Below are 21,466 nucleotides of genomic sequence, written 5' to 3' on the forward strand. Positions count from 1 at the left end.
TTTTACAAGCCACATGATTCACTATATTAACTATGCCCCTTGGGATACGTTCTCTAACACCACGCTGTAACCTGAAATTCATTGTCTAATACTTCTGCTTTTTGCTCCTGAGAAAAAACAACCCGATATGTAAATATATTGTTAAGATAATATTGTGCCTAATTGAAAAATAGGCAGGTACATGGCCAGCAATAATAAACCAACAATCAGTGCGATTATCAGCATCAATAGAGGTTCAAGTAATTGAACTAAACTATCAGCAAGGTTGATGGATTTTTCCTGATACCATTTTGCAAGATTAAATAAAAATAACTCTAATTGCCCAGATTCTTCACCTATAGTGACAAACTGTTGACATAAGGAGGGGAAATACTTTGCTTTTTTTAAAGCATCACTCATTGGAATTCCTTGTTGGATTTGCCGATGTAAATATTTTATGCCAGTGATAAAAACAGGGTGATGAGTGGCGTTAAGTGCGCATTCCAGCCCGGTTGTGAGTGTTAAACCTGCTTTCTGGGTCATAAATAGAATATGGAATATTTGATTGGTTTGCTGGTAAATCGTGAGTTGCTTAAACAGGGGAAGTCTCAGCAGGAACATTTTTTCTTTTGTTTGCATGATGGGAAAGTGATGGCGTAACCATAGATAACCAATCAGTGATATCAATATTATTACTAGCAATAGTACGCCATGCTGAATTAAGAAATCAGAACTTGATAAAACCCACTGAGTTAACAAAGGCAAAGTAGCATTAAATGAAGAATAAACGTGTCGGAATTCCGGTAAGACAAAAACCAACATCAGGATGACAACGAGGAAACTTACAAAAGCGACAATCAAAGGGTAACGATAAGCCTTTTGAATTTTCTTCCTTAACGTATCTTGCTGCTCCAGCCGATGAAGGATTAATTGACAGCAATTCTCAAGTTGGCCTGTCTGTTCTCCTACAGCAATAATCTGACTGAATAAAGGGGGAAATAATTTTGGATAATATTCCAGTGTTGTGGAGAATGGTTCACCTTGGCTAATTTTCTGAATCATGTCTGTTAATACACATCGCCAAAGTGCATGTTTGCATTCTTGTAATAAGATAGCCAATCCCCGAAGCAGAGGAATTCCTGAGGTCAGTAATGAGCTTAACTGATGAATAAAATGTAGGCGATAAGCAACTTCCTTTTCACTGTAATAAATGACTTTTTTGCATTTAATCGAATAGGGTTGCAAATCGAGATAACTTAAGTGTTGAAATACGCTTTTTTTGCTGTGGCCGATGCTTTCTCCCTTGATGATTTTCCCTTTATTGTTAATCGCTTGCCATTGGTAAATATATTCTATTTTCATACTGCTTCATGGCCTGTAATTTGATAAATCTCTTCAAGGGTGGTTATTCCTTTTTCCGCTAATGCCAACCCTGCTGAAAAAAGAGTTGAATCCTGTTGTAAGGCAAGTAAATGTGAAATGTTATTACTTGCATGTTCAGACATCATTGCTTGCTGGAGTTCTGGTTTTATTTCGAGAAACTCATAAATAGCTGTCCTGCCGTAATAACCAGAAAAACAGTAGTCACAACCAACGGCATTCCACTTTCTGATAGAGACAAGTTGTTTTGCAGATAAGGGAAGAGTTTCTGTCTCACTGATAAGGTTAGGTATGATGGTGGGTTTTATGTCTTGCTGGCGGCAATGGGGGCAGAGCTTACGAACCAGTCGCTGTGCAATAATCAACTTCACGCATGACGCTGTCGTGTAGCCAGAAATTCCCAAATTTTGCAGGCGGGATAAAGTATCAATGGTGGAGTTGGTATGCAGTGTTGATAAAACCAAGTGCCCCGTTTGCGCTGCTTTCATTGATATTTCGGCAGTTTCATTATCACGAATCTCACCAACCATAATGATATCGGGATCTTGGCGTAATAATGCCCTGAGAACTTTGGCAAAATCCAGCCCAATCTTATTATTTACCGGTGTTTGGTTGATGCCGCTCAATGGAATTTCAACGGGATCTTCGACACTACAGATATTCTTTTTGGCTTGGTTTAAATATTGCAGGCAGCTATAGAGCGTGACAGTTTTTCCACTCCCCGTTGGGCCGGTTACCAAAATCATTCCTTGTGGTAAATGGATCTTCTGTTTTAACAACTGTAACTGTGATTCAGGCATACCCAGTTGTTCCAGGGACAATTGGTGTATGGTATTTAAAATACGCAGAACTATTTTTTCCCCATGCAAGGTTGGTAGTGTTGATATGCGTATTGCATAGTTATTTGTATTATCGTTATTTGTATTATCGCTCCAATCAAATTGCCCATCCTGAGGTTGGCGTTTTTCGGCAATATTGAGTTTTGCCATGATTTTTAAACGGGCGGGAATACTGGTATTCATTTGAGCTGGTGGAGTGTGCATGGCATGTAATATTCCATCAACTCGGATGCGTATTTGATAACCACGTTGAGAAGGTTCAAAGTGAATATCTGAAGCTCTTTTCTGGATTGAGGTTAATATCGTTTGATTGATTAATTGAATCACAGGCGTATCTATATCCTCATCCTGAACACCATTTGTTTGCACCATATGATGATTGGAATAGCGATTATCCAGACTATCAATGCGATAAGATTTATCTCCATTATTTTCTGCGCAGTGATGCTCTTCTGATATGACGGGTTTTTCCTGCATCAGCAGTGATTCTATTTTTGCTTCTGGCCAGATGTCTATATTAACAATTAAACCGGAAATAAAACGCAATGCAGCGACGAAATCCTCATTGGGTGATTTACTACAGGCAATAGTAATAGTTTGGGAGTCTTTTTTTATAATAATCGATTGATGCCGTTGACATAATTCCTTCACTTCTCTTTCCATTAAGAGATTTTCCTTATTTATCATTAATTATATTCCTTTGATAGGTTAATTATTTAACGTGCTTATTTTAAAAAGGTTATCTTAAAATATGTTTTTAGAATTTTAAGGTTTTCTGACATTTTAGTTTTAATGATTCATTTTTAGACTCACAAATAGTATTCCATTGTGTGATACCTGTTTTCGTATCTTGCGTTGGTTTTAAAATGGCGTTAAGTCCGCTGAGATTTTGTTGCCCTACGACCGTTATTTCACCTTCTTTTACTGTGATGGTACTGACATAGCGACTATTGTGACCTGATGGGATGGATGCTTGTCCAGAATGGCAGTCCCTATAATTTTCAGTCTCAAAGCGACAAAGCTCCACACCGGATTTATAAGGCACAATAGCTTGCAGCATATCGGTCAACGCTGCTTTCTGGATATATCCCTGATAACTGGGAATACCAATTGCGCCGAGGATAGATATAATTGCCATAACAACCATCAATTCTATTAATGTAAATCCATGTTGATTCATTTTTCTTCCTTATGCTTATTTGCGTTGGCTATCAAATTTGGTTGTAGATAAATGCAGATATGAGTAAGCATGAAGTAAACAGAGGAAAATAAAATAGCTTTAGCTATATTTATGGAATTGGTTTGAAAAAATAATAATGTGTTACATTTTTTTGCAAAAAATATTCGAACTTGATCGTAAATAAAAAACGTCACCAATCTTGGTCAATTGAAGGTGTTGACATGTTAAGCTGTTACACTTTAAGTAGTCACATGAGCTGTGAATTAAAATAATTGGCTGGAACGGCGTGATATTGAATTATTAAGGGAGAAGTAAAAGAATGAAACTGCATGAAGGGTGGATTGATATTGCAAGAAAAGTTATCTCTCCACATTGTGATCTGCGTCCAGAAGATGAAGTTCCATCATTACTGGTTATTCATAACATTAGCTTACCTCCCGGAAAATTTGGTGGCCCTTATATTGATCAATTATTTATGGGGACACTGAATCCAAATGATGATCCTTTTTTTGATGAGATCAAACACCTGCGTGTTTCTGCCCACTGCCTAATCCGGCGCGATGGGGAAGTTGTTCAATATGTGCCTTTCAATAAAAGAGCTTGGCATGCAGGTGTTTCCTGCTACTGTGACCGTGAAAAATGCAATGATTTTTCGATAGGTATTGAGCTGGAAGGTACGGATTACGAGGAATTTACTGAAATTCAGTACATTAAACTGGCGGAAATCACCGGGCTACTTATCAGCCAATATCCTGATATCCACGATAATATTGTAGGACACAGTGATATTGCTCCGGGTAGAAAGACTGATCCAGGGCCATATTTTTACTGGGATTACTATCGACAACTATTGAAGGAGTGAGTTGGATGACTCTCTTTATTCTACTGTTAATACTGGCATGGGAACGTGTTTTTAAAATGGGAGACCATTGGCAGTTGGAACGTTATTTATCCCCGCTTTTTGCCAGAGTAAAATCACATTCATTGTGGGGCAGTTTGGTCATAACCTTACTGGTTGCCTTATTAACCTGGAAGCTTATTGATATTTCGAGTTCTGTTGCTTTTGGCATTCCGGCGATTTTATTGAGTATTATCATCAGCTTGTTATGTATTGGTGCAGGAGGATTACGTCATGACTATCGTGGATATCTTCAGGCAGTACGTCATGATGATTTCGAACAGCAGAATATCCATCTTACTCGTTTGATGATGCTTCAGGGAATGCCGCCAGATACAACATCATCTAACACTGCAACCGTGTCCGATACCACGAAGGATGAACGATTGCGTGAAATACAGAATGCCTTAATCTGGATAAATTTCCGTTATTATCTCGCACCGATTTTTTGGTTGATTGTGTGGGGAAAATTTGGCCCTGCCATTTTGATGGGTTACGGTTGCCTTAGAGCTTACCAAAGATGGTTAGCACAACATGCAACGGTGGTGCAGCGCGCGCAATCCGGGGTTGATGGCATACTGCATTGGTTGGATTGGCTTCCTGCACGTTTGGCAGGTATTGCTTATGCTTTGTTGGGGCATGGCGAGAAAGCTTTACCAGCTTGGATCGCATCGCTCAGTGATTTTCGGACATCGCAATATAAGGTAGTCAGCCAACTGGCTCAATTTGCGCTCAGTAAAGTACCTCATCTTAACCCTGTAGAAACGCCAGTTGCTGCTGTCACGTTAGCTAAAAAAGCAACATTTACGATTGTGATTATTGTGGCATTGTTAACGATTTATGGAGCGTTAATTTAACCATAAATGATTTAATTGAATAGCTATATACCCTTTATTTTTCAAGTTGTTAATTCGTTAGTTAAGTTTACTTACCAAATTGCTATAACTTGAAATTTATAGGGTATATTTCTTAAAAACTTATTGGTAATTTCCGATAGTTTACAACAGTTATGTGAAGGCTGTTGTTGTAAGAAATGTTGTAGAGGCCAATGATTCATTGGTCTTAAAGTTACCTATTCTATTTTGGATAGGTTGATTGATTTATGCGCTTTTACATAGGCCTGTGTTCTTTGATTATTTTTAAATTGAATTTTAATTCGTTTTTATTGAATTTTTATTAAATTATTTTGATGCTATAACGCTTCAGTTTGCCTATTTATTACGTTTAAAAAACGTTAAATGGTCCTAAATTTTCCCGCCTTAAAATCCCTTTTGGTTATAATTTTCTAATAAAATTTAAAATAATTTGTTAAAATTTGCAGATTTTTATGATTTAGCTCAAGGTCTTTATAGACAGCTAGTGAATACTTTGTTACTTTAAGACCCTGTATTCTAAATTGGTATTACCAATTTACTTTACCCTCGTTAGCTAGGGCTTGGTCACTCAAGTTTAGTGACTAAGGTTGAGTTAGTTGGGGCATGGTTTTAAAGCGACATAGCCCGAAATAACATAGCCTGAAATAACATAGCCTGAAATAACATAGCCCGAAGCAACATTTACTCATTGAATGGCTTACAGCAGATATGGCCTATAGCAAGATTCGCCAACCAAAGTTATCAGATGTGATTGAGCAGCGTCTTGAACAGCTCATTCTTGAAGGCTCGCTACGCCCGGGAGAAAAGCTGCTGCCTGAGCGTGAACTGGCTAAGCAGTTTGAAGTATCACGTCCTTCTTTGCGCGAAGCCATTCAAAAACTGGAAGCCAAAGGCTTTCTTTTCCGTCGTCAAGGGGGAGGAACTTTCGTACAGAATAACCTGTGGCAAAGTTTCAGCGACCCGCTTGTCCAACTTATTGCAGAGAATCAAGAATCCCAGTTCGATCTCCTGGAAGCGCGTCATGCGTTAGAGGGTATTGCGGCTTACTATGCAGCCCTTAGGGGAACCGATGAAGATTTCAAACGCATTGAGCAGAGCCACCTTGCTATTCAAGAAGCCCAACAAAGTGGGGATGTGAATGCGGAATCTGATGCTGTCCTGCAATATCAGCTTGTTGTCACGGAAGCTGCCCATAACGTGGTATTGCTGCATTTATTGCGCTGTATGATCCCAATGTTACAACAAAATATCAGACGCAATTTTGAATTCATCTATACCCGCAAGGAAATGTTGGCAGCCGTTAGTGGCCACAGGGCTGAGATTTTTCGCTCTATTATGGCGAGAGAGCCGGAGAAAGCCCGAGAGGCTTCTCATCGCCATTTGGCCTTTATTGAAGAAGTTTTATTGGATCTGACTCGTGAACATACTCGCCGTGAGCGTTCATTGAGGCGGCTCCAGCAACATCAGGAATAAGAGCCTGTCCCTTGGGGCGTCATTGACAAATCAAATTCCCGAATGGGGTAGGTTCTAAACTTGACTGTACAGATTCTGACTGCTGCGTTTGTACAGTTCGTCAACTCTTTACCCAAGAGTTTTAGCGGCAACATATAGCAGGGCCTATCTTCCGGTCGTAACAGGCAGTTAGTCAAAAGGTATGACCAGAAGATAGGCTCCAACAACCATTAGAAATAGATAACAGATAAGGAATACACCATGTCAGATATTTTGAAAAATGACGTGGATCCGATCGAAACTCGCGATTGGTTACAGGCGATCGAATCGGTCATCCGTGAAGAAGGTGTTGAGCGTGCTCAGTTCCTGATTGATCAGGTTTTGAATGAAGCTCGTAAAGGTGGCGTTAACGTTGCCGCAGGTGCTGCAAGCCGTGATTACATCAACACTATTCCTGCTGAGGATGAGCCTGCTTACCCTGGCAACCTGGATTTGGAGCGCCGTATCCGCTCTGCTATTCGTTGGAATGCCGTGATGACCGTTCTGCGTGCATCCAAAAAAGATCTGGAACTGGGTGGTCACATGGCTTCATTCCAGTCTTCTGCTACTGTTTATGACGTGTGTTTCAACCACTTCTTCCGTGCTCGTAACGAAAATGATGGCGGTGACTTGGTTTACTTCCAGGGCCACATTTCTCCGGGCGTTTACGCACGTGCTTTCCTTGAAGGTCGTCTGACTGAAGAGCAGATGAATAACTTCCGTCAGGAAATCGGCGGTAATGGTCTGTCTTCTTACCCGCATCCTAAACTGATGCCTGATTTCTGGCAGTTCCCAACTGTTTCCATGGGTCTGGGACCAATCTCCGCTATTTATCAAGCGAAGTTCCTGAAATATCTGGAACACCGTGGCCTGAAAGATACCTCTAAACAAACCGTTTACGCTTTCTTGGGCGACGGTGAAATGGATGAACCAGAATCCAAAGGTGCGATCACTATCGCAACTCGTGAAAAACTGGATAACCTGGTATTTATCATCAACTGTAACTTGCAGCGTCTGGATGGCCCGGTAACAGGTAACGGCAAAATCGTTAATGAACTGGAAGGCATCTTCGACGGCGCTGGCTGGCAGGTACTGAAAGTCCTGTGGGGCGAGCGTTGGGATGCACTGCTGCGTAAAGATACCAGCGGTAAACTGGTTCAATTGATGAACGAAACTCTGGACGGCGACTATCAGACATTCAAGTCTAAAAATGGTGCTTATGTTCGTGAGCACTTCTTCGGTCGTTACCCAGAAACTGCGGCATTGGTCAAAGATATGACTGATGACGAAATCTGGGCTCTGAACCGTGGTGGTCACGATCCTAAGAAAGTTTACGCTGTACTGAAAAAAGCGCAGGAAACTACAGGTAAGCCAACTGTAATCCTGGCTCAGACCGTCAAAGGTTACGGTATGGGCGACACCGCTGAAGGTAAAAACATTGCTCACCAGGTTAAGAAAATGAACATGGACGGCGTGCGTCAGTTCCGTGATCGTTTCAATATTCCTGTATCTGACGAGCAAGTTGAAAGCCTGCCATTCGTGACTTTCGACAAAGATTCAGAAGAATCCAAATATCTGCATGAGCGTCGTAATTCACTGGGTGGTTACCTGCCAAGCCGTCGTGTTAACTTCGACGAAAAACTGGAAATTCCAGCTCTGGAAGATTTCAGCTCTCTGCTGGAAGAACAATCCAAAGAAATTTCTACCACCATCGCTTTTGTTCGTGCACTGAACATCATGCTGAAGAACAAGTCTATCAAAGATCGTCTGGTTCCAATCATTGCTGATGAAGCACGTACTTTTGGTATGGAAGGTCTGTTCCGTCAAATCGGCATCTACAGCCCGAATGGTCAGCAGTATACTCCGCAAGACCGTGAGCAGGTTGCATACTATAAAGAAGACGCTAAAGGTCAGATCCTGCAAGAAGGTATCAACGAACTGGGTGCTGCTTCATCTTGGCTGGCTGCTGCAACTTCTTACAGCACCAACAACCTGCCAATGATCCCGTTCTACATCTACTACTCCATGTTCGGATTCCAGCGTATCGGTGATCTGTGCTGGGCGGCTGGTGACCAGCAGGCTCGTGGCTTCTTGGTCGGTGGTACTTCTGGCCGTACAACTCTGAACGGCGAAGGTTTGCAGCATGAAGATGGTCACAGCCATATTCAGTCCCTGACTATTCCTAACTGTATCTCTTACGATCCAGCATTTGCTTATGAAGTGGCTGTTATCATGCATGATGGCCTGGAGCGTATGTATGGTGAGAAGCAAGAAAACATCTATTACTACATCACGACCCTGAACGAAAACTACCAGATGCCGGCAATGCCAGCAGGTGTTGAAGAAGGTATCCGTAAAGGTATCTACAAACTGGAAAGCCTGGAAGGTGCGAAAGGTACAGTTCAGTTGTTAGGTTCTGGTTCTATCCTGCGTCATGTTCGTGAAGCAGCGAAGATCCTGTCTGATGAATACGGTATCGGTTCTGATGTATACAGCGTCACTTCTTTCACTGAACTGGCTCGTGATGGTCAGGATTGTGAACGTTGGAACATGCTACACCCATCAGAAGAACCTCGTGTTCCTTACATTGCTCAGATCATGAACGAAGCACCGGCTATTGCTTCTACTGACTACATGAAACTGTTCGCAGAGCAAGTACGTAACTTTGTTCCTGCAAGCGAATTCCGTGTATTGGGTACTGACGGTTTCGGTCGTTCTGATAGCCGTGAAAACCTGCGTCATCACTTTGAAGTTGATGCTTCTTACGTGGTTGTTGCGGCTCTGGGTGAATTGGCTAAACGTGGCGAAGTTGATGTGAAAGTGGTTGAAGAAGCCATCAAGAAATACAACATCAACCCAGAAAAAGCTAACCCACGTCTGGCATAAGAGGTCAAGATTAATGTCTATTGAAATTAACGTACCTGATATTGGTGCAGATGAAGTTGAAGTTACCGAGATTCTGGTAAACGTAGGTGATACGGTAGAAGCAGAACAGTCACTGATCACTGTTGAAGGCGATAAGGCTTCCATGGAAGTCCCATCTCCACAGGCGGGTGTAGTTAAAGAAATCAAAGTCGTGGTTGGTGATAAAGTTGAAACCGGCAAACTGATCATGATTTTTGAATCCGCAAATGGTGCAGCAGTTGCTGCACCTGCGCAACAGGAAGCAGCAGCTCCGGCTGCGGCACCAGCAGCGGTTGAAAGCAAAGAAGTGAATGTGCCAGATATCGGTGGTGACGAAGTTGAAGTTACCGAAATTATGGTAAAAGTAGGTGATACCATCACTGAAGAACAGTCTCTGATCACCGTTGAAGGTGACAAAGCGTCTATGGAAGTTCCTGCGCCATTCGCGGGTACTGTGAAAGAGATCAAAATTGCCGCTGGCGATAAAGTTAAAACTGGCTCTCTGATCATGGTATTCGAAATTGCGGGTTCTGGTGCAGCACCTGTGGCAGCAGCGGCTCCGGCAGCAGCGCCTGCGGCATCTGCGGCGAAAGAAGTTAACGTACCAGATATCGGTGGTGATGAAGTTGAAGTTACCGAAATCATGGTCAAAGTGGGTGACACCATTGCTGAAGAACAGTCACTGATCACTGTTGAAGGCGATAAAGCTTCTATGGAAGTTCCTGCGCCATTCGCGGGTACTGTAAAAGAGATCAAGATTGCGACTGGCGATAAAGTCAAAACCGGTTCTCTGATCATGGTATTTGAAGTTGCAGGTGCAGCACCTGCGGCGGCAGCGACTCCGGCTCCAGTGGCTGAACCTGCGAAAGCAGCACCAGCGCCAGCAGCGAGCAAACCAGCAGAAGGCAAAAACGAATTTGCAGAAAATGACGCTTACGTTCATGCAACTCCAGTGATCCGTCGTCTGGCGCGTGAATTTGGCGTAAATCTGGCTAAAGTAAAAGGCACAGGCCGTAAAGGTCGCATCCTGCGCGAAGACGTTCAGACTTATGTGAAAGATGCGATTAAACGCGCAGAAGCTGCACCTGCTGCTGCGGGTGGTGGCCTGCCGGGTATGCTGCCTTGGCCAAAAGTTGATTTCAGCAAGTTTGGTGAAATCGAAGAAGTAGAAATGAGCCGTATCCAGAAAATCTCCGGTGCTAACCTGAGCCGTAACTGGGTCATGATCCCTCACGTTAACCTGTTCGATGAAGCGGATATCACTGAAGTTGAAGAATTCCGTAAACAGCAGAACAAAGAAGCTGAGAAGAAACAGCTAGGCGTGAAGATCACTCCGCTGGTATTCGTCATGAAAGCAGCTGCGAAAGCACTGGAAGCAATGCCTCGCTTTAACAGCTCCATTTCTGAAGATGGCCAAAAGCTGATCCTGAAAAAATATGTCAACATCGGTATTGCGGTTGATACGCCTAATGGTCTGGTTGTGCCAGTATTCAAAGATGTCAATAAGAAAGGCATCATGGAACTGTCAAGAGAATTGGCTGAAGTTTCCAAGAAAGCACGTGCTGGTAAGCTGACTGCTTCCGACATGCAAGGTGGCTGCTTCACCATATCCAGCCTGGGTGGTATCGGTACTACCGGTTTTGCACCAATTGTGAATGCACCAGAAGTGGCAATCATGGGCCTGTCTCGTTCTTCCATGAAACCTGTCTGGAATGGCAAGGAATTCGTTCCTCGTCTGATTCTGCCTATGTCTCTGTCTTTCGACCACCGTGTGATCGACGGGGCAGATGGTGCGCGCTTCATCACTTATATTAATCAATTGATGAGCGACATCCGCCGTTTGGTGATGTAATGCAAAGGCCGGTGAATAACCGGCCTAATAATGACTAGCGTGACAGATATTTTCTCCTTTCATCTGGCAGGTTGAGATTTCTGTCACGTTAACGCGCTTTTCAGGTTATTTACAATTTTGTAAACTGCTCGCGGTGTGTACGTCCCGGTGGAATATGGTTTTTTTTCGTCTGACCCGCCGGACAAACAATTAAGAGGTCATGATGAGTACTGAAATTAAAGCCCAGGTAGTGGTGCTTGGAGCAGGCCCTGCTGGGTATTCTGCTGCTTTCCGTTGTGCAGACTTAGGTTTGGAAACTGTTCTGGTTGAACGTTATTCCACTCTGGGTGGTGTTTGCCTTAACGTGGGTTGTATCCCATCCAAGGCGCTGCTTCATGTAGCAAAAGTGATTGAAGAAGCAAAAGCGCTGGCACAACACGGTATCGTGTTTGGTGAGCCACAAACTGATATCGATAAGATCCGTCTCTGGAAAGAAAAAGTCATTTCTCAGTTGACAGGTGGTCTGGGCGGCATGGCTAAAGGCCGTAAAGTTAACGTTGTTAACGGTGTTGGTAAATTTACTGGTGCTAACACTCTGGTAGTAGAAGGCGAGAACGGCGCAACAACAATTAATTTTGATAATGCCATTATCGCAGCGGGTTCACGCCCAATTCAGCTACCATTCATTCCACATGATGATCCTCGCGTATGGGATTCTACCGATGCTCTGGAACTGAAAACTGTTCCGGAACGCCTGCTGGTAATGGGAGGCGGTATTATCGGTCTGGAAATGGGTACTGTTTATCACGCTCTGGGTTCTCAGATCGACGTGGTTGAAATGTTCGATCAAGTGATCCCTGCTGCGGACAAAGACATTGTTAAAGTGTTCACTAAGCGTGTCAGCAAGAAGTTCAACCTGATGCTGGAAACTAAAGTGACCGCAGTAGAAGCTAAAGAAGATGGCATCTACGTAACAATGGAAGGCAAAAAAGCACCTGCTGAACCACAGCGTTATGATGCAGTTCTGGTTGCTATCGGTCGTGTACCAAACGGCAAGCTGCTGGATGCTGGCAAAGCGGGCGTTGAAGTTGATGATCGCGGCTTTATCCATGTGGATAAACAAATGCGTACTAACGTACCTCACATCTTCGCTATCGGCGATATCGTTGGTCAGCCAATGCTGGCACACAAAGGTGTTCACGAAGGTCACGTTGCTGCTGAAGTTATTTCTGGTAAGAAACACTACTTCGATCCGAAAGTTATTCCATCCATCGCTTACACTGAGCCAGAAGTGGCATGGGTTGGCCTGACTGAGAAAGAAGCGAAAGAAAAAGGTATCAGCTATGAGACCGCGACTTTCCCATGGGCAGCATCTGGTCGTGCAATCGCATCTGACTGTTCAGATGGTATGACTAAGTTGATTTTCGATAAAGAAACTAACCGCATTATCGGTGGTGCTGTTGTTGGTACTAACGGCGGTGAACTGCTAGGTGAAATCGGTCTGGCTATCGAAATGGGTTGTGATGCAGAAGATATCGCTCTGACTATCCACGCTCACCCGACACTGTATGAATCAATCGGTATGGCTGCGGAAATTTACGAAGGCAGCATTACTGACTTGCCAAACCCTAAGGCAAAGAAAAAGAAATAACGCATTAGGTTTTTGCATTATTTTTTGCAGTGATAATAAGCGGCTTCCATATTGGGAGCCGTTTTAGCTTGATATTCAGGGTAATATTTCTCTTCCATAATAATTGCAGAATTATAGCCTGCACCTACTGTAGCGTCATGTTCTTCTCTATTAAGCATAATGATATCCTTTCAAACGGTATTGGCATTAGCTTTGGAATGGCTTCTGGTTTTTGGGATAAAATGTGAAGTATTACTTATTTGTTGATATTGAAAGTTTGTTGAACTGTGTACAGTGATCAGAAATACTGTTAAGAAAAAGATGAGCATGGAAAGTCAGTGCATTCAGTAAAAATTCAGAGGGAAATTAAAGTATTTTCGAGTCTCAATAGAAAAAAATAGCATATCCATCTATAAATACTCCTTTTAATGATATTTATCTAGAATTTTATCACTGTGTAATGTTGATTTTATGTGAATGAATTAACATGTCATTCAAATTTTGGTATGCTAAATGCCCGAAGCTGAGCATAATTATGATGTTATGCGAGCAAAATCCTCTGACCTGGCACCCTTGATGATTGTTTTAGAAGGTTATTTTAGATGATCGTTTTGGATGATCATTACCGGGTGCAGACAGCCGGGTATATAAAATGACAATGAGAGCGAGGAGAAAGTCGTGCTAGAAGAATACCGCAAGCACGTAGCCGAGCGTGCAGCTCAAGGCATCGTCCCTAAGCCATTAGACGCAGCTCAAGCAGCAGCGCTGGTCGAATTACTGAAGAACCCACCTAAAGGTGAAGAAGATTTCCTGTTAGATCTACTGACCAACCGCGTTCCCCCTGGTGTAGACGAGGCCGCTTATGTTAAAGCGGGTTTCCTTGCTGCTATTGCGAAGGGTGAAACAACTTCACCACTTGTTACAGCAGAAAAAGCCATTGAATTACTGGGAACCATGCAAGGTGGGTATAACATTCACGCTTTAATTGATGCCCTTGATGATGAAAAATTGGCACCTATTGCGGCGAAAGCGCTTTCTCATACTTTGCTGATGTTTGACAGCTTCTATGATGTGGAAGAAAAAGCAAAAGCGGGTAATGTTCATGCCAAACAGATTATTCAGTCATGGGCTGATGCTGACTGGTTCCTTGAACGCCCCGAATTGGCAGAAAAAATCACAGTGACTGTATTCAAGGTCACGGGTGAAACGAACACCGATGATCTCTCCCCTGCGCCTGATGCTTGGTCACGCCCTGATATTCCTCTGCATGCTCTGGCAATGCTTAAGAATGCCCGTGAAGGTATTGAACCCGATCAAGCCGGAGTCGTGGGCCCGATTAAGCAAATCGAAGCACTGGCTAAAAAAGGTTACCCGTTGGCTTACGTTGGTGATGTTGTCGGTACAGGCTCTTCCCGTAAATCAGCAACTAACTCCGTATTGTGGTTTATGGGAGAAGATATTCCATTTGTACCAAATAAACGTGGTGCAGGTGTGGTATTGGGTGGAAAAATTGCCCCCATCTTCTTCAATACCATGGAAGATGCAGGGGCGTTACCAATCGAAGTTGATGTTTCTAAACTCAATATGGGTGATTTGATTGATATCTATCCATATAAAGGTGAAATCCGTCAGCACGAAACCAATGAATTATTGTCTACTTTTGAACTGAAAACGGATGTATTGATCGATGAAGTGCGTGCCGGTGGTCGTATTCCATTGATTATCGGTCGTGGTTTGACTGGAAAAGCGCGTGAATCATTAGGCTTGCCACACAGTGATGTATTCCGTCAGGCAAAAGCGGTTGCGAAAAGCGATCGCGGTTTCTCATTGGCACAAAAAATGGTCGGCCGTGCTTGCGGTACAGTGGGTATCCGTCCGGGAGAATATTGTGAGCCTAAGATGACATCTGTGGGTTCTCAGGACACCACAGGGCCAATGACACGGGACGAATTGAAGGATCTGGCGTGTCTGGGCTTTTCTGCGGATTTGGTCATGCAGTCATTCTGTCATACCGCCGCTTATCCAAAACCTGTTGATGTGACCACACATCATACTTTGCCTGATTTCATCATGAACCGTGGCGGGGTATCACTGCGTCCGGGAGATGGCATTATCCACTCATGGCTGAACCGTATGTTGCTGCCGGATACCGTGGGTACAGGGGGAGATTCTCATACTCGTTTCCCAATTGGTATTTCTTTCCCGGCTGGTTCTGGTCTGGTGGCATTCGCTGCGGCAACAGGTGTTATGCCGTTGGATATGCCTGAATCAGTATTGGTTCGTTTTAAAGGAAAAATGCAACCTGGCATTACTCTGCGTGATCTGGTGCATGCAATTCCTTACTATGCGATTCAACAAGGTTTGCTGACTGTTGAGAAGAAGGGTAAGAAAAATATCTTCTCTGGCCGCATTCTTGAGATTGAAGGTTTGCCAGAACTTAAAGTTGAACAGGCATTCGAATTGGCTGACGCATCAGCGGAACGCTCTGCGGCTGGCTGTACCATTAAGCTGGATAAAGCGCCAATCATTGAATATCTGCAATCAAATATCATATTGCTGAAATGGATGATTGCGGAAGGTTATGGTGATCGCCGGACACTGGAACGCCGTATTATAGGTATGGAAAACTGGCTGAAAGATCCTCAATTGCTGGAAGCAGATGCCGATGCTGAATATGCTGCGGTGATTGAAATCGATCTGGCTGAGATTAAAGAACCTATTTTGTGTGCGCCGAATGATCCAGATGATGCACGGTTGTTATCAGAAGTTGCTAACAGCAAAATTGACGAGGTCTTTATCGGTTCTTGCATGACCAATATCGGCCATTTCCGTGCAGCAGGCAAATTGCTGGATCAGCATAAAGGTCAATTACCGACTCGTTTGTGGGTTGCACCACCAACCAAGATGGATGCCGCTCAATTAACGGAGGAAGGCTATTACAGCGTCTTTGGTAAGAGTGGGGCACGTATTGAGATCCCTGGCTGTTCATTGTGCATGGGTAATCAGGCGCGAGTGGCAGATGGTGCAACTGTGGTATCAACTTCTACCCGTAACTTCCCGAACCGTCTCGGTACTGGTGCAAATGTTTATCTGGCTTCTGCGGAGCTGGCGGCGGTGGCGTCATTGTTGGGCCGTTTGCCAACATCAGCAGAGTATTTGCAGTTCATGGATAAAGTCGATGAAACAGCAGCAGATACTTATCGTTACCTCAATTTTGATCAATTGGATCAGTACACAGAAAAAGCGGATGGTGTGATCTTCCAAACCGCTGTGTAAAAAAGTATATTGCATGAATGGGAGGCAAAGGCCTCCCTTTTTTATGTCAGTTTTTGTGTCAGTTTGTGGACTACTTCAGAGGTGGGCTAATCAGAAATGTTTAAAATCCAATCGTGTTAGTCATAGGCAAAAGATAGTGGAGGTGTGTAATGGAATATGAATTTATGCAGGATATTACTGGTCACGTGACAACATCTTTTTCAATGGATCATGAAGCTGTAGGCCATTGGTTAAATGAAGAAGTCAAAGGTGATTTGGGCATACTGGATAAAATCACGGTGGCTTTGAAGGATATTAAAGGCAGCGAACGTCAGTGGCAGCTAGCAGGCCATGAGTATACTTTATTGATGAGCGAGGATGAAATCATGATCCGGGCTAATCAACTCCAGTTTGACACTGAGATGATAGAAGAAGGAATGAGTTACTATGATAACGAAAGTCTGGCTTTTTGTGGCACAGACGATTTTATCGTTATGTTAGCCGATTACAGAGAGTTTATTTTGCAAAGAAATCAAACATAAGTATTAGTGTTCAACCTATGATAGCTTTCTGCCATAATCGATATTTCATCACATAGGTGTATTGTGATAGTGGCTTTTCTATTTTTTGAACAGGAACCTATGTATTTCGGTGGTGCTTATGGCTATTAACAATGCCGGATATTAACAAAGCCGAATGGAGATAGGTTCCAACAATAACGGTGGGCTTTGTATGGAAGAGATCAATCTGTCAAATGAGATTGATAAAGCAGCGGGCTGGTTTACTAACAATCAGGATCTATTGATTCAGTATGCGGTGAATGTTGTATCTGCCATCCTGATTCTTATCATTGGCTTATTTGTCGCTAAGGTAGTCAGTAAAGCCGTCAGGCGTGTTATGTCATTGCGTGGTGTTGATGCCACTATTTCTGATTTTTTATCCGCAATTATGCGTTACGCTGTCATTGCATTTACGATTATTGCAGTTCTTGGCAAGTTAGGTATTCAGACCGCATCTGTGATTGCAGTCATCGGTGCGGCAGGTTTGGCAGTCGGTCTGGCATTACAAGGATCGTTGTCTAATTTCGCTGCTGGTGTTTTGCTGGTGCTGTTCCGCCCACTCCGTACTGGTGAATATGTCATGATCGGTGCTGTGGAAGGAACTGTTGTGCAGGTGCAGATTTTCTCTACGACATTGCGCACGGCAGATGATCGTATCATCGTGATCCCCAATGGTAAGATTATTGCGGACAATATTATCAATACCAGCCGTGAACCTAACCGCCGTACCCAGATTATGGTGGGGGTTGCGTATAATGCAGATATTGATGAAGTGAAAAAAGTGTTGGGTGATGTGATTCAAGCGGATGAACGCATTCAACATGAAAGAGGCGTTACTATACGCCTGCACGAAATGGCTCCTTCGTCATTGAATTTTGTTGTGCGAGTATGGACGACCAACGGTGACGCGTGGAACGTGTACTGGGATTTAATGGAAAACTTTAAGCGTACTTTAGATAAACACAATATCGGTATTCCATTCCCACAAATGGATGTTTACTTGCATCAGCAACAAACCGCCTTACAGAAAAAGACGGAAGAATAATTAAAAGATCTTGGTGTGAGCATTTCCATGACTCACACCAAATTCGGATACAATTCCCATTATTTTTTCTAATGATGGATAAGAATCATTCATTTTCCCTAATATACTATTATTGGCTAATATGCACTGATACCATAACTAATTGAATAATTATTAGGAATTTTTGCATGTTTTCGATATTCATACAGGGCTTTTTTCTCAGTGCCGCGATGATCCTTCCCCTTGGGCCACAAAATGTATTTGTGATGCAGCAAGGAAGCAAAAAACAGTTCCATTTAATGAGTGCCGCGTTATGTTCCACTAGTGATGCGATCCTCATTGCAGCGGGAATATTTGGCGGAAGTGCTTTGCTTGGGCAATCGACATTTTTGCTGCAAGCCGTGACATGGGGTGGTATCGCATTTTTACTATGGTATGGTTGGGGGGCTTTTCGGACAGCACTATCGACGGAAGTTAAACTCTCCTCTGCTGAAAATATCATCCAAAGCCGTTGGCGGGTTATAGTAGCTCTCTTTGCGGTGACCTGGCTGAATCCTCATGTTTATCTGGACACGTTCGTTGTGTTGGGAAGCATAGGCGGGCAACTATCAATCGAGCTTAGGCCGTGGTTTACCCTCGGCGCGGTCATGGCATCAATCAGTTGGTTTTTTGCATTGTCATTTTTGGCTGCGTGGTTTTCACCTGTACTGAATCAACCGCGATCACAACGTATCATCAATGTTTTTGTTGGTTGTGTGATGTGGTATATCGCTTGGGGCTTACTTAAGCAAGGATTACAGATTTTTTATTGATTTCAATACTTCTTCATAGATAGTAAGTTCATGGGTAGTATGCTCATGGATAAATAGTATGTTCATGGATAAATAGTATATTCATGGATAAATAGTGTGTTCATAGATAGTGTGCTAATGTTTCTGAAAAGCACCTTACTCATGTAATTTTGTTGTATTTGAAGGAGGTTTTGTGAAACGTAAATCATTGGTACTGGCTGCGATGATGGCTCTGGGAAGCCTCTCTGGCATGGCTGCTTCTGCCTCTGAATTGCCATCTGTCCCACATATTTCTACTTCTGGTAATGCGGTAATCAAAGCGACGCCAGATATGGCCACGTTGATAATCCATGTCAGTGAAACTCAAAAAAGCTCGGCAGATGCAAAGAAAAAAGTGGACGAGCGTGTCGCGAAATATTTTGCTTTTCTGAAAAATAATAGCATTGAAAAGAAAGATATTGATGCTGCCAATTTGCGTACGCAACCAGAATATCAATATGAACAAAAGACTGGTAAATCAACAATCACAGGTTATAGAGCTTCGCGTTCGGTTGCAGTAAAAGTTCATAAACTGGATCAACTGAATACATTATTGGATGGTGCCCTGAAAGCTGGATTGAATGAAATTAACTCGGTGCAGTTCAGTGTTGAGAATCCACAACGTTATCGTGATGAAGCCAGACAAAAAGCCATTGAGAATGCTATTGCACAAGCGACTGCATTGGCAAAAGGGTTCAACGGTAAGCTAGGCCCGGTATATAGCATCAATTACCGTGCTCCTGAAGCCGTGCCAGCGCCAATGAGCCGCCTGAAATACCAGACAGCCCTGATGGCAGCACCAGCAGCAGATTCAGCCGGTGAAACTTATGAACCACAGGGCATTGAATTCTCTGATCACGTCGATGCGGTTTTTGAATTACAGCGTTAATTAATTTCATCTTCCTGACGTAACATCTGACGTCCTAGTTTGAGCAGGGCGTCAGTGACTTTTCTCATCGCCCCGCTTTCTGGGGTAAAACGATGCCAATAAAGCATGCGGCGTTGGCATAGTCCGGGCGTTAAATCAACTAATTCACCAGCTTGCAGCTCCTTGTCGATTTGCAAGTGTGGGATCATACAGCAAGTTGAACCTTGTCTTGCCAATTGCACAAATGCTTCAGAAGAATTCACGATATGGCAGGGGACACTACCCGGTGATAAGTCAAAATTCTGTTGTAAGAATGCCTGGTGCATATCATCCAGATGGTCGAATGCCACGGCAGGGGCTTTCAGTAATGCTGAACGAGTAACGCCATTAGGAAAAAAGCGCTCTGCGAACTCTGGAGAGGCAACAAACAGATAATCGAGAGCACCTAACTTATCAACCAGACAGCTTGGCAGGGGCTGAGCTTGAATACTAATCGCTCCAACAACTTCGCCACGCCGCAAACGTTCCTGAGTCCGGGTTTCATCTTCCACCTGAATATTTAGACGAATGGGTAAATCGGATAAAACAGGATGGAGAGCGGGTAAAAGCCAGGTTGCCAGACTATCCGCGTTAACCGCGAGGGAGAGCAACAGCGGTATCTCATTGCTATTTTCGTCACCGAGCCATTGTGCTTCCAGTAATTCTACCTGATGCAATAGCGCGAGCAGCTTTTGCCCTTGCTCTGTAGGGCGAGGTGGAACGGTGCGCACCAATAGTGGCTGACCAAACAGATTTTCTAATTGTTTGATTCTCTGGGATACCGCGGATTGGGTGATACAAAGTTTTTGTGCCGCACGCTCGAAACCACGTTCTCGGATCACTGCATCCAATGCTTGCAGTGACCTGTAATCAGGACGTTTCATTGAAAATAAAGTTCTCCGTTTTTACTCTTTTTGTGGGATATATTTTTTTAGGCTAAGTAGCTCTGTGGCTTGAGTAGCATCGCATGACTTAAGCAATACTCTTGCGATTCAAATATTCTTGCGATCCAAATACCATTGCGATCTGAATACCATTGTGATCTAAACAGCATTATGTGGCCTAAGTAGCACTATGCCATATTTTTTCATGGAGCGAGGTAATATTGTTTATACTAGCCGTCAGATTTTTCCTTGTAACTGTTTATAGGCTGTGATTGATATGACTCAGGACGAACTGAAAAAAGCAGTAGGTTGGGCGGCATTGGAATACGTTAAACCGGGCACAATTGTTGGTGTTGGTACGGGTTCAACGGCAGCGCATTTTATTGATGCGTTAGGAACTATCAAAGACAAAATTAAAGGTGCGGTGTCTAGTTCAGAAGCATCAACTGCAAAGCTGAAAAGTCTCGGTATTCCCGTATTTGACTGCAATGATGTTGACAGTTTGGATATTTATGTTGATGGCGCAGATGAAATTAACGGTCAGATGCAAATGATCAAAGGTGGTGGTGCGGCATTAACCCGGGAAAAAATCATCGCTGCTGTTGCAAAGAAATTTATCTGTATCATTGATTCCTCTAAGCAAGTGGATGTCCTGGGCAAATTTCCACTGCCGGTTGAAGTTATCCCAATGGCACGCGCTTATGTTACCCGTGAACTGGAGAAGTTAGGAGGAACCCCGGTTTATCGTGAAAATGTGGTGACTGATAATGGTAATGACATTCTGGATGTCCACAATCTTTCGATTGTTGAGCCGGCTGAATGGGAAGACAAAATCAATGGCATCGCTGGTGTGGTAACTGTTGGTCTTTTTGCCAACAGAGGTGCCAACGTAGTGCTGGTGGGTACCGCGGACGGTGTCAGAACGATTAAAGAATAATCGTTTGTTGGGGGCAGAATATTCTGTCCCCAAAATATTTTTATATTTATAAAAAAAAGAAA

The 21,466-nt window shown here is 43.3% G+C and carries 17 protein-coding genes; 12 read left to right on the forward strand and 5 right to left on the reverse strand.

What is annotated here, in order from left to right; all coding sequences use genetic code 11:
• Window positions 1-141: 141 nt before the first annotated feature.
• From hofC to ppdD, 3 genes are all read right to left on the reverse strand, one after another.
• Window positions 142-1,341, reverse strand: a complete 1,200-nt coding sequence (gene hofC, locus Xenpb_RS07945; protein WP_187653824.1) for a protein transport protein HofC — start codon at window positions 1,339-1,341, stop codon at window positions 142-144.
• The gene (gene gspE, locus Xenpb_RS07950; protein WP_187653825.1) at window positions 1,338-2,885 is read right to left on the reverse strand and encodes a type II secretion system protein GspE; all 1,548 of its coding nucleotides are present in this window, start codon (window positions 2,883-2,885) and stop codon (window positions 1,338-1,340) included. Before gspE ends, hofC begins: the two co-directional genes overlap by 4 nt.
• Window positions 2,886-2,955: 70 nt before the next feature.
• Window positions 2,956-3,378 carry a prepilin peptidase-dependent pilin gene (gene ppdD, locus Xenpb_RS07955; RefSeq protein ID WP_187653826.1) on the reverse strand — a complete coding sequence of 141 codons (423 nt, stop codon included), beginning with the start codon at window positions 3,376-3,378 and terminating at the stop codon, window positions 2,956-2,958.
• 319 nt (window positions 3,379-3,697) lie between these two features.
• On the opposite strand from ppdD, the gene ampD reads away from it, so the two are divergent.
• The 6 genes from ampD (at window position 3,698) to lpdA (ending at window position 13,028) form a co-directional block, all read left to right on the forward strand.
• Entirely contained in the window at window positions 3,698-4,240 is a 543-nt protein-coding gene (ampD, locus tag Xenpb_RS07960; RefSeq protein ID WP_187653827.1) for a 1,6-anhydro-N-acetylmuramyl-L-alanine amidase AmpD, read from the forward strand.
• 5 nt (window positions 4,241-4,245) lie between these two features.
• Window positions 4,246-5,133 (forward strand): beta-lactamase regulator AmpE, encoded by an 888-nt coding sequence (gene ampE / locus Xenpb_RS07965; protein WP_187653828.1) that lies wholly within the window; start codon window positions 4,246-4,248, stop codon window positions 5,131-5,133.
• Between the two features lie 726 nt (window positions 5,134-5,859).
• Complete coding sequence (gene pdhR / locus Xenpb_RS07970; RefSeq protein ID WP_187653829.1) at window positions 5,860-6,624, forward strand: pyruvate dehydrogenase complex transcriptional repressor PdhR; 765 nt, start codon at window positions 5,860-5,862, stop codon at window positions 6,622-6,624.
• Between the two features lie 240 nt (window positions 6,625-6,864).
• A complete protein-coding gene (gene aceE, locus Xenpb_RS07975; RefSeq protein WP_187653830.1) occupies window positions 6,865-9,528 on the forward strand; it encodes a pyruvate dehydrogenase (acetyl-transferring), homodimeric type in 2,664 nt (887 codons plus the stop codon).
• 13 nt (window positions 9,529-9,541) lie between these two features.
• The gene (aceF, locus tag Xenpb_RS07980) at window positions 9,542-11,398 is read left to right on the forward strand and encodes a pyruvate dehydrogenase complex dihydrolipoyllysine-residue acetyltransferase (RefSeq protein WP_187653831.1); all 1,857 of its coding nucleotides are present in this window, start codon (window positions 9,542-9,544) and stop codon (window positions 11,396-11,398) included.
• Window positions 11,399-11,600: 202 nt separating this feature from the next.
• Window positions 11,601-13,028: a dihydrolipoyl dehydrogenase gene (lpdA, locus tag Xenpb_RS07985; RefSeq protein WP_187653879.1), complete on the forward strand. Its 1,428-nt coding sequence runs from the start codon at window positions 11,601-11,603 to the stop codon at window positions 13,026-13,028.
• Window positions 13,029-13,045: 17 nt separating this feature from the next.
• Here the strand turns inward: lpdA and Xenpb_RS07990 are convergent, their stop codons facing one another.
• Complete coding sequence (locus Xenpb_RS07990; RefSeq protein ID WP_187653832.1) at window positions 13,046-13,186, reverse strand: hypothetical protein; 141 nt, start codon at window positions 13,184-13,186, stop codon at window positions 13,046-13,048.
• A gap of 499 nt (window positions 13,187-13,685) precedes the next feature.
• Here Xenpb_RS07990 and acnB point away from each other — a divergent pair, with 499 nt between their 5' ends.
• From acnB to Xenpb_RS08015, 5 genes are all read left to right on the forward strand, one after another.
• Window positions 13,686-16,283, forward strand: a complete 2,598-nt coding sequence (gene acnB, locus Xenpb_RS07995; RefSeq protein ID WP_187653833.1) for a bifunctional aconitate hydratase 2/2-methylisocitrate dehydratase — start codon at window positions 13,686-13,688, stop codon at window positions 16,281-16,283.
• Window positions 16,284-16,432: 149 nt separating this feature from the next.
• Window positions 16,433-16,804: a YacL family protein gene (locus Xenpb_RS08000; RefSeq protein ID WP_187653834.1), complete on the forward strand. Its 372-nt coding sequence runs from the start codon at window positions 16,433-16,435 to the stop codon at window positions 16,802-16,804.
• A 190-nt stretch (window positions 16,805-16,994) separates the two neighbouring features.
• Window positions 16,995-17,867, forward strand: coding sequence for a small-conductance mechanosensitive channel MscS (mscS, locus tag Xenpb_RS08005; protein WP_187653835.1), 873 nt, complete (start codon window positions 16,995-16,997; stop codon window positions 17,865-17,867).
• A gap of 167 nt (window positions 17,868-18,034) precedes the next feature.
• Window positions 18,035-18,658: an arginine exporter ArgO gene (argO, locus tag Xenpb_RS08010; RefSeq protein ID WP_187653836.1), complete on the forward strand. Its 624-nt coding sequence runs from the start codon at window positions 18,035-18,037 to the stop codon at window positions 18,656-18,658.
• A 172-nt stretch (window positions 18,659-18,830) separates the two neighbouring features.
• Window positions 18,831-19,565, forward strand: coding sequence for an oxidative stress defense protein (locus Xenpb_RS08015; RefSeq protein WP_187653837.1), 735 nt, complete (start codon window positions 18,831-18,833; stop codon window positions 19,563-19,565).
• Here Xenpb_RS08015 and Xenpb_RS08020 read toward each other — a convergent pair.
• Window positions 19,562-20,467, reverse strand: a complete 906-nt coding sequence (locus tag Xenpb_RS08020) for a LysR family transcriptional regulator ArgP (RefSeq protein ID WP_187653838.1) — start codon at window positions 20,465-20,467, stop codon at window positions 19,562-19,564. The genes Xenpb_RS08015 and Xenpb_RS08020 overlap by 4 nt on opposite strands.
• 277 nt (window positions 20,468-20,744) lie before the next feature.
• Here Xenpb_RS08020 and rpiA point away from each other — a divergent pair, with 277 nt between their 5' ends.
• Window positions 20,745-21,404, forward strand: a complete 660-nt coding sequence (gene rpiA / locus Xenpb_RS08025) for a ribose-5-phosphate isomerase RpiA (protein ID WP_187653839.1) — start codon at window positions 20,745-20,747, stop codon at window positions 21,402-21,404.
• The last annotated feature ends 62 nt before the right edge of the window (window positions 21,405-21,466 follow it).

The organism is Xenorhabdus sp. PB62.4 (genome assembly GCF_014467285.1).
GTDB lineage: Bacteria > Pseudomonadota > Gammaproteobacteria > Enterobacterales > Enterobacteriaceae > Xenorhabdus.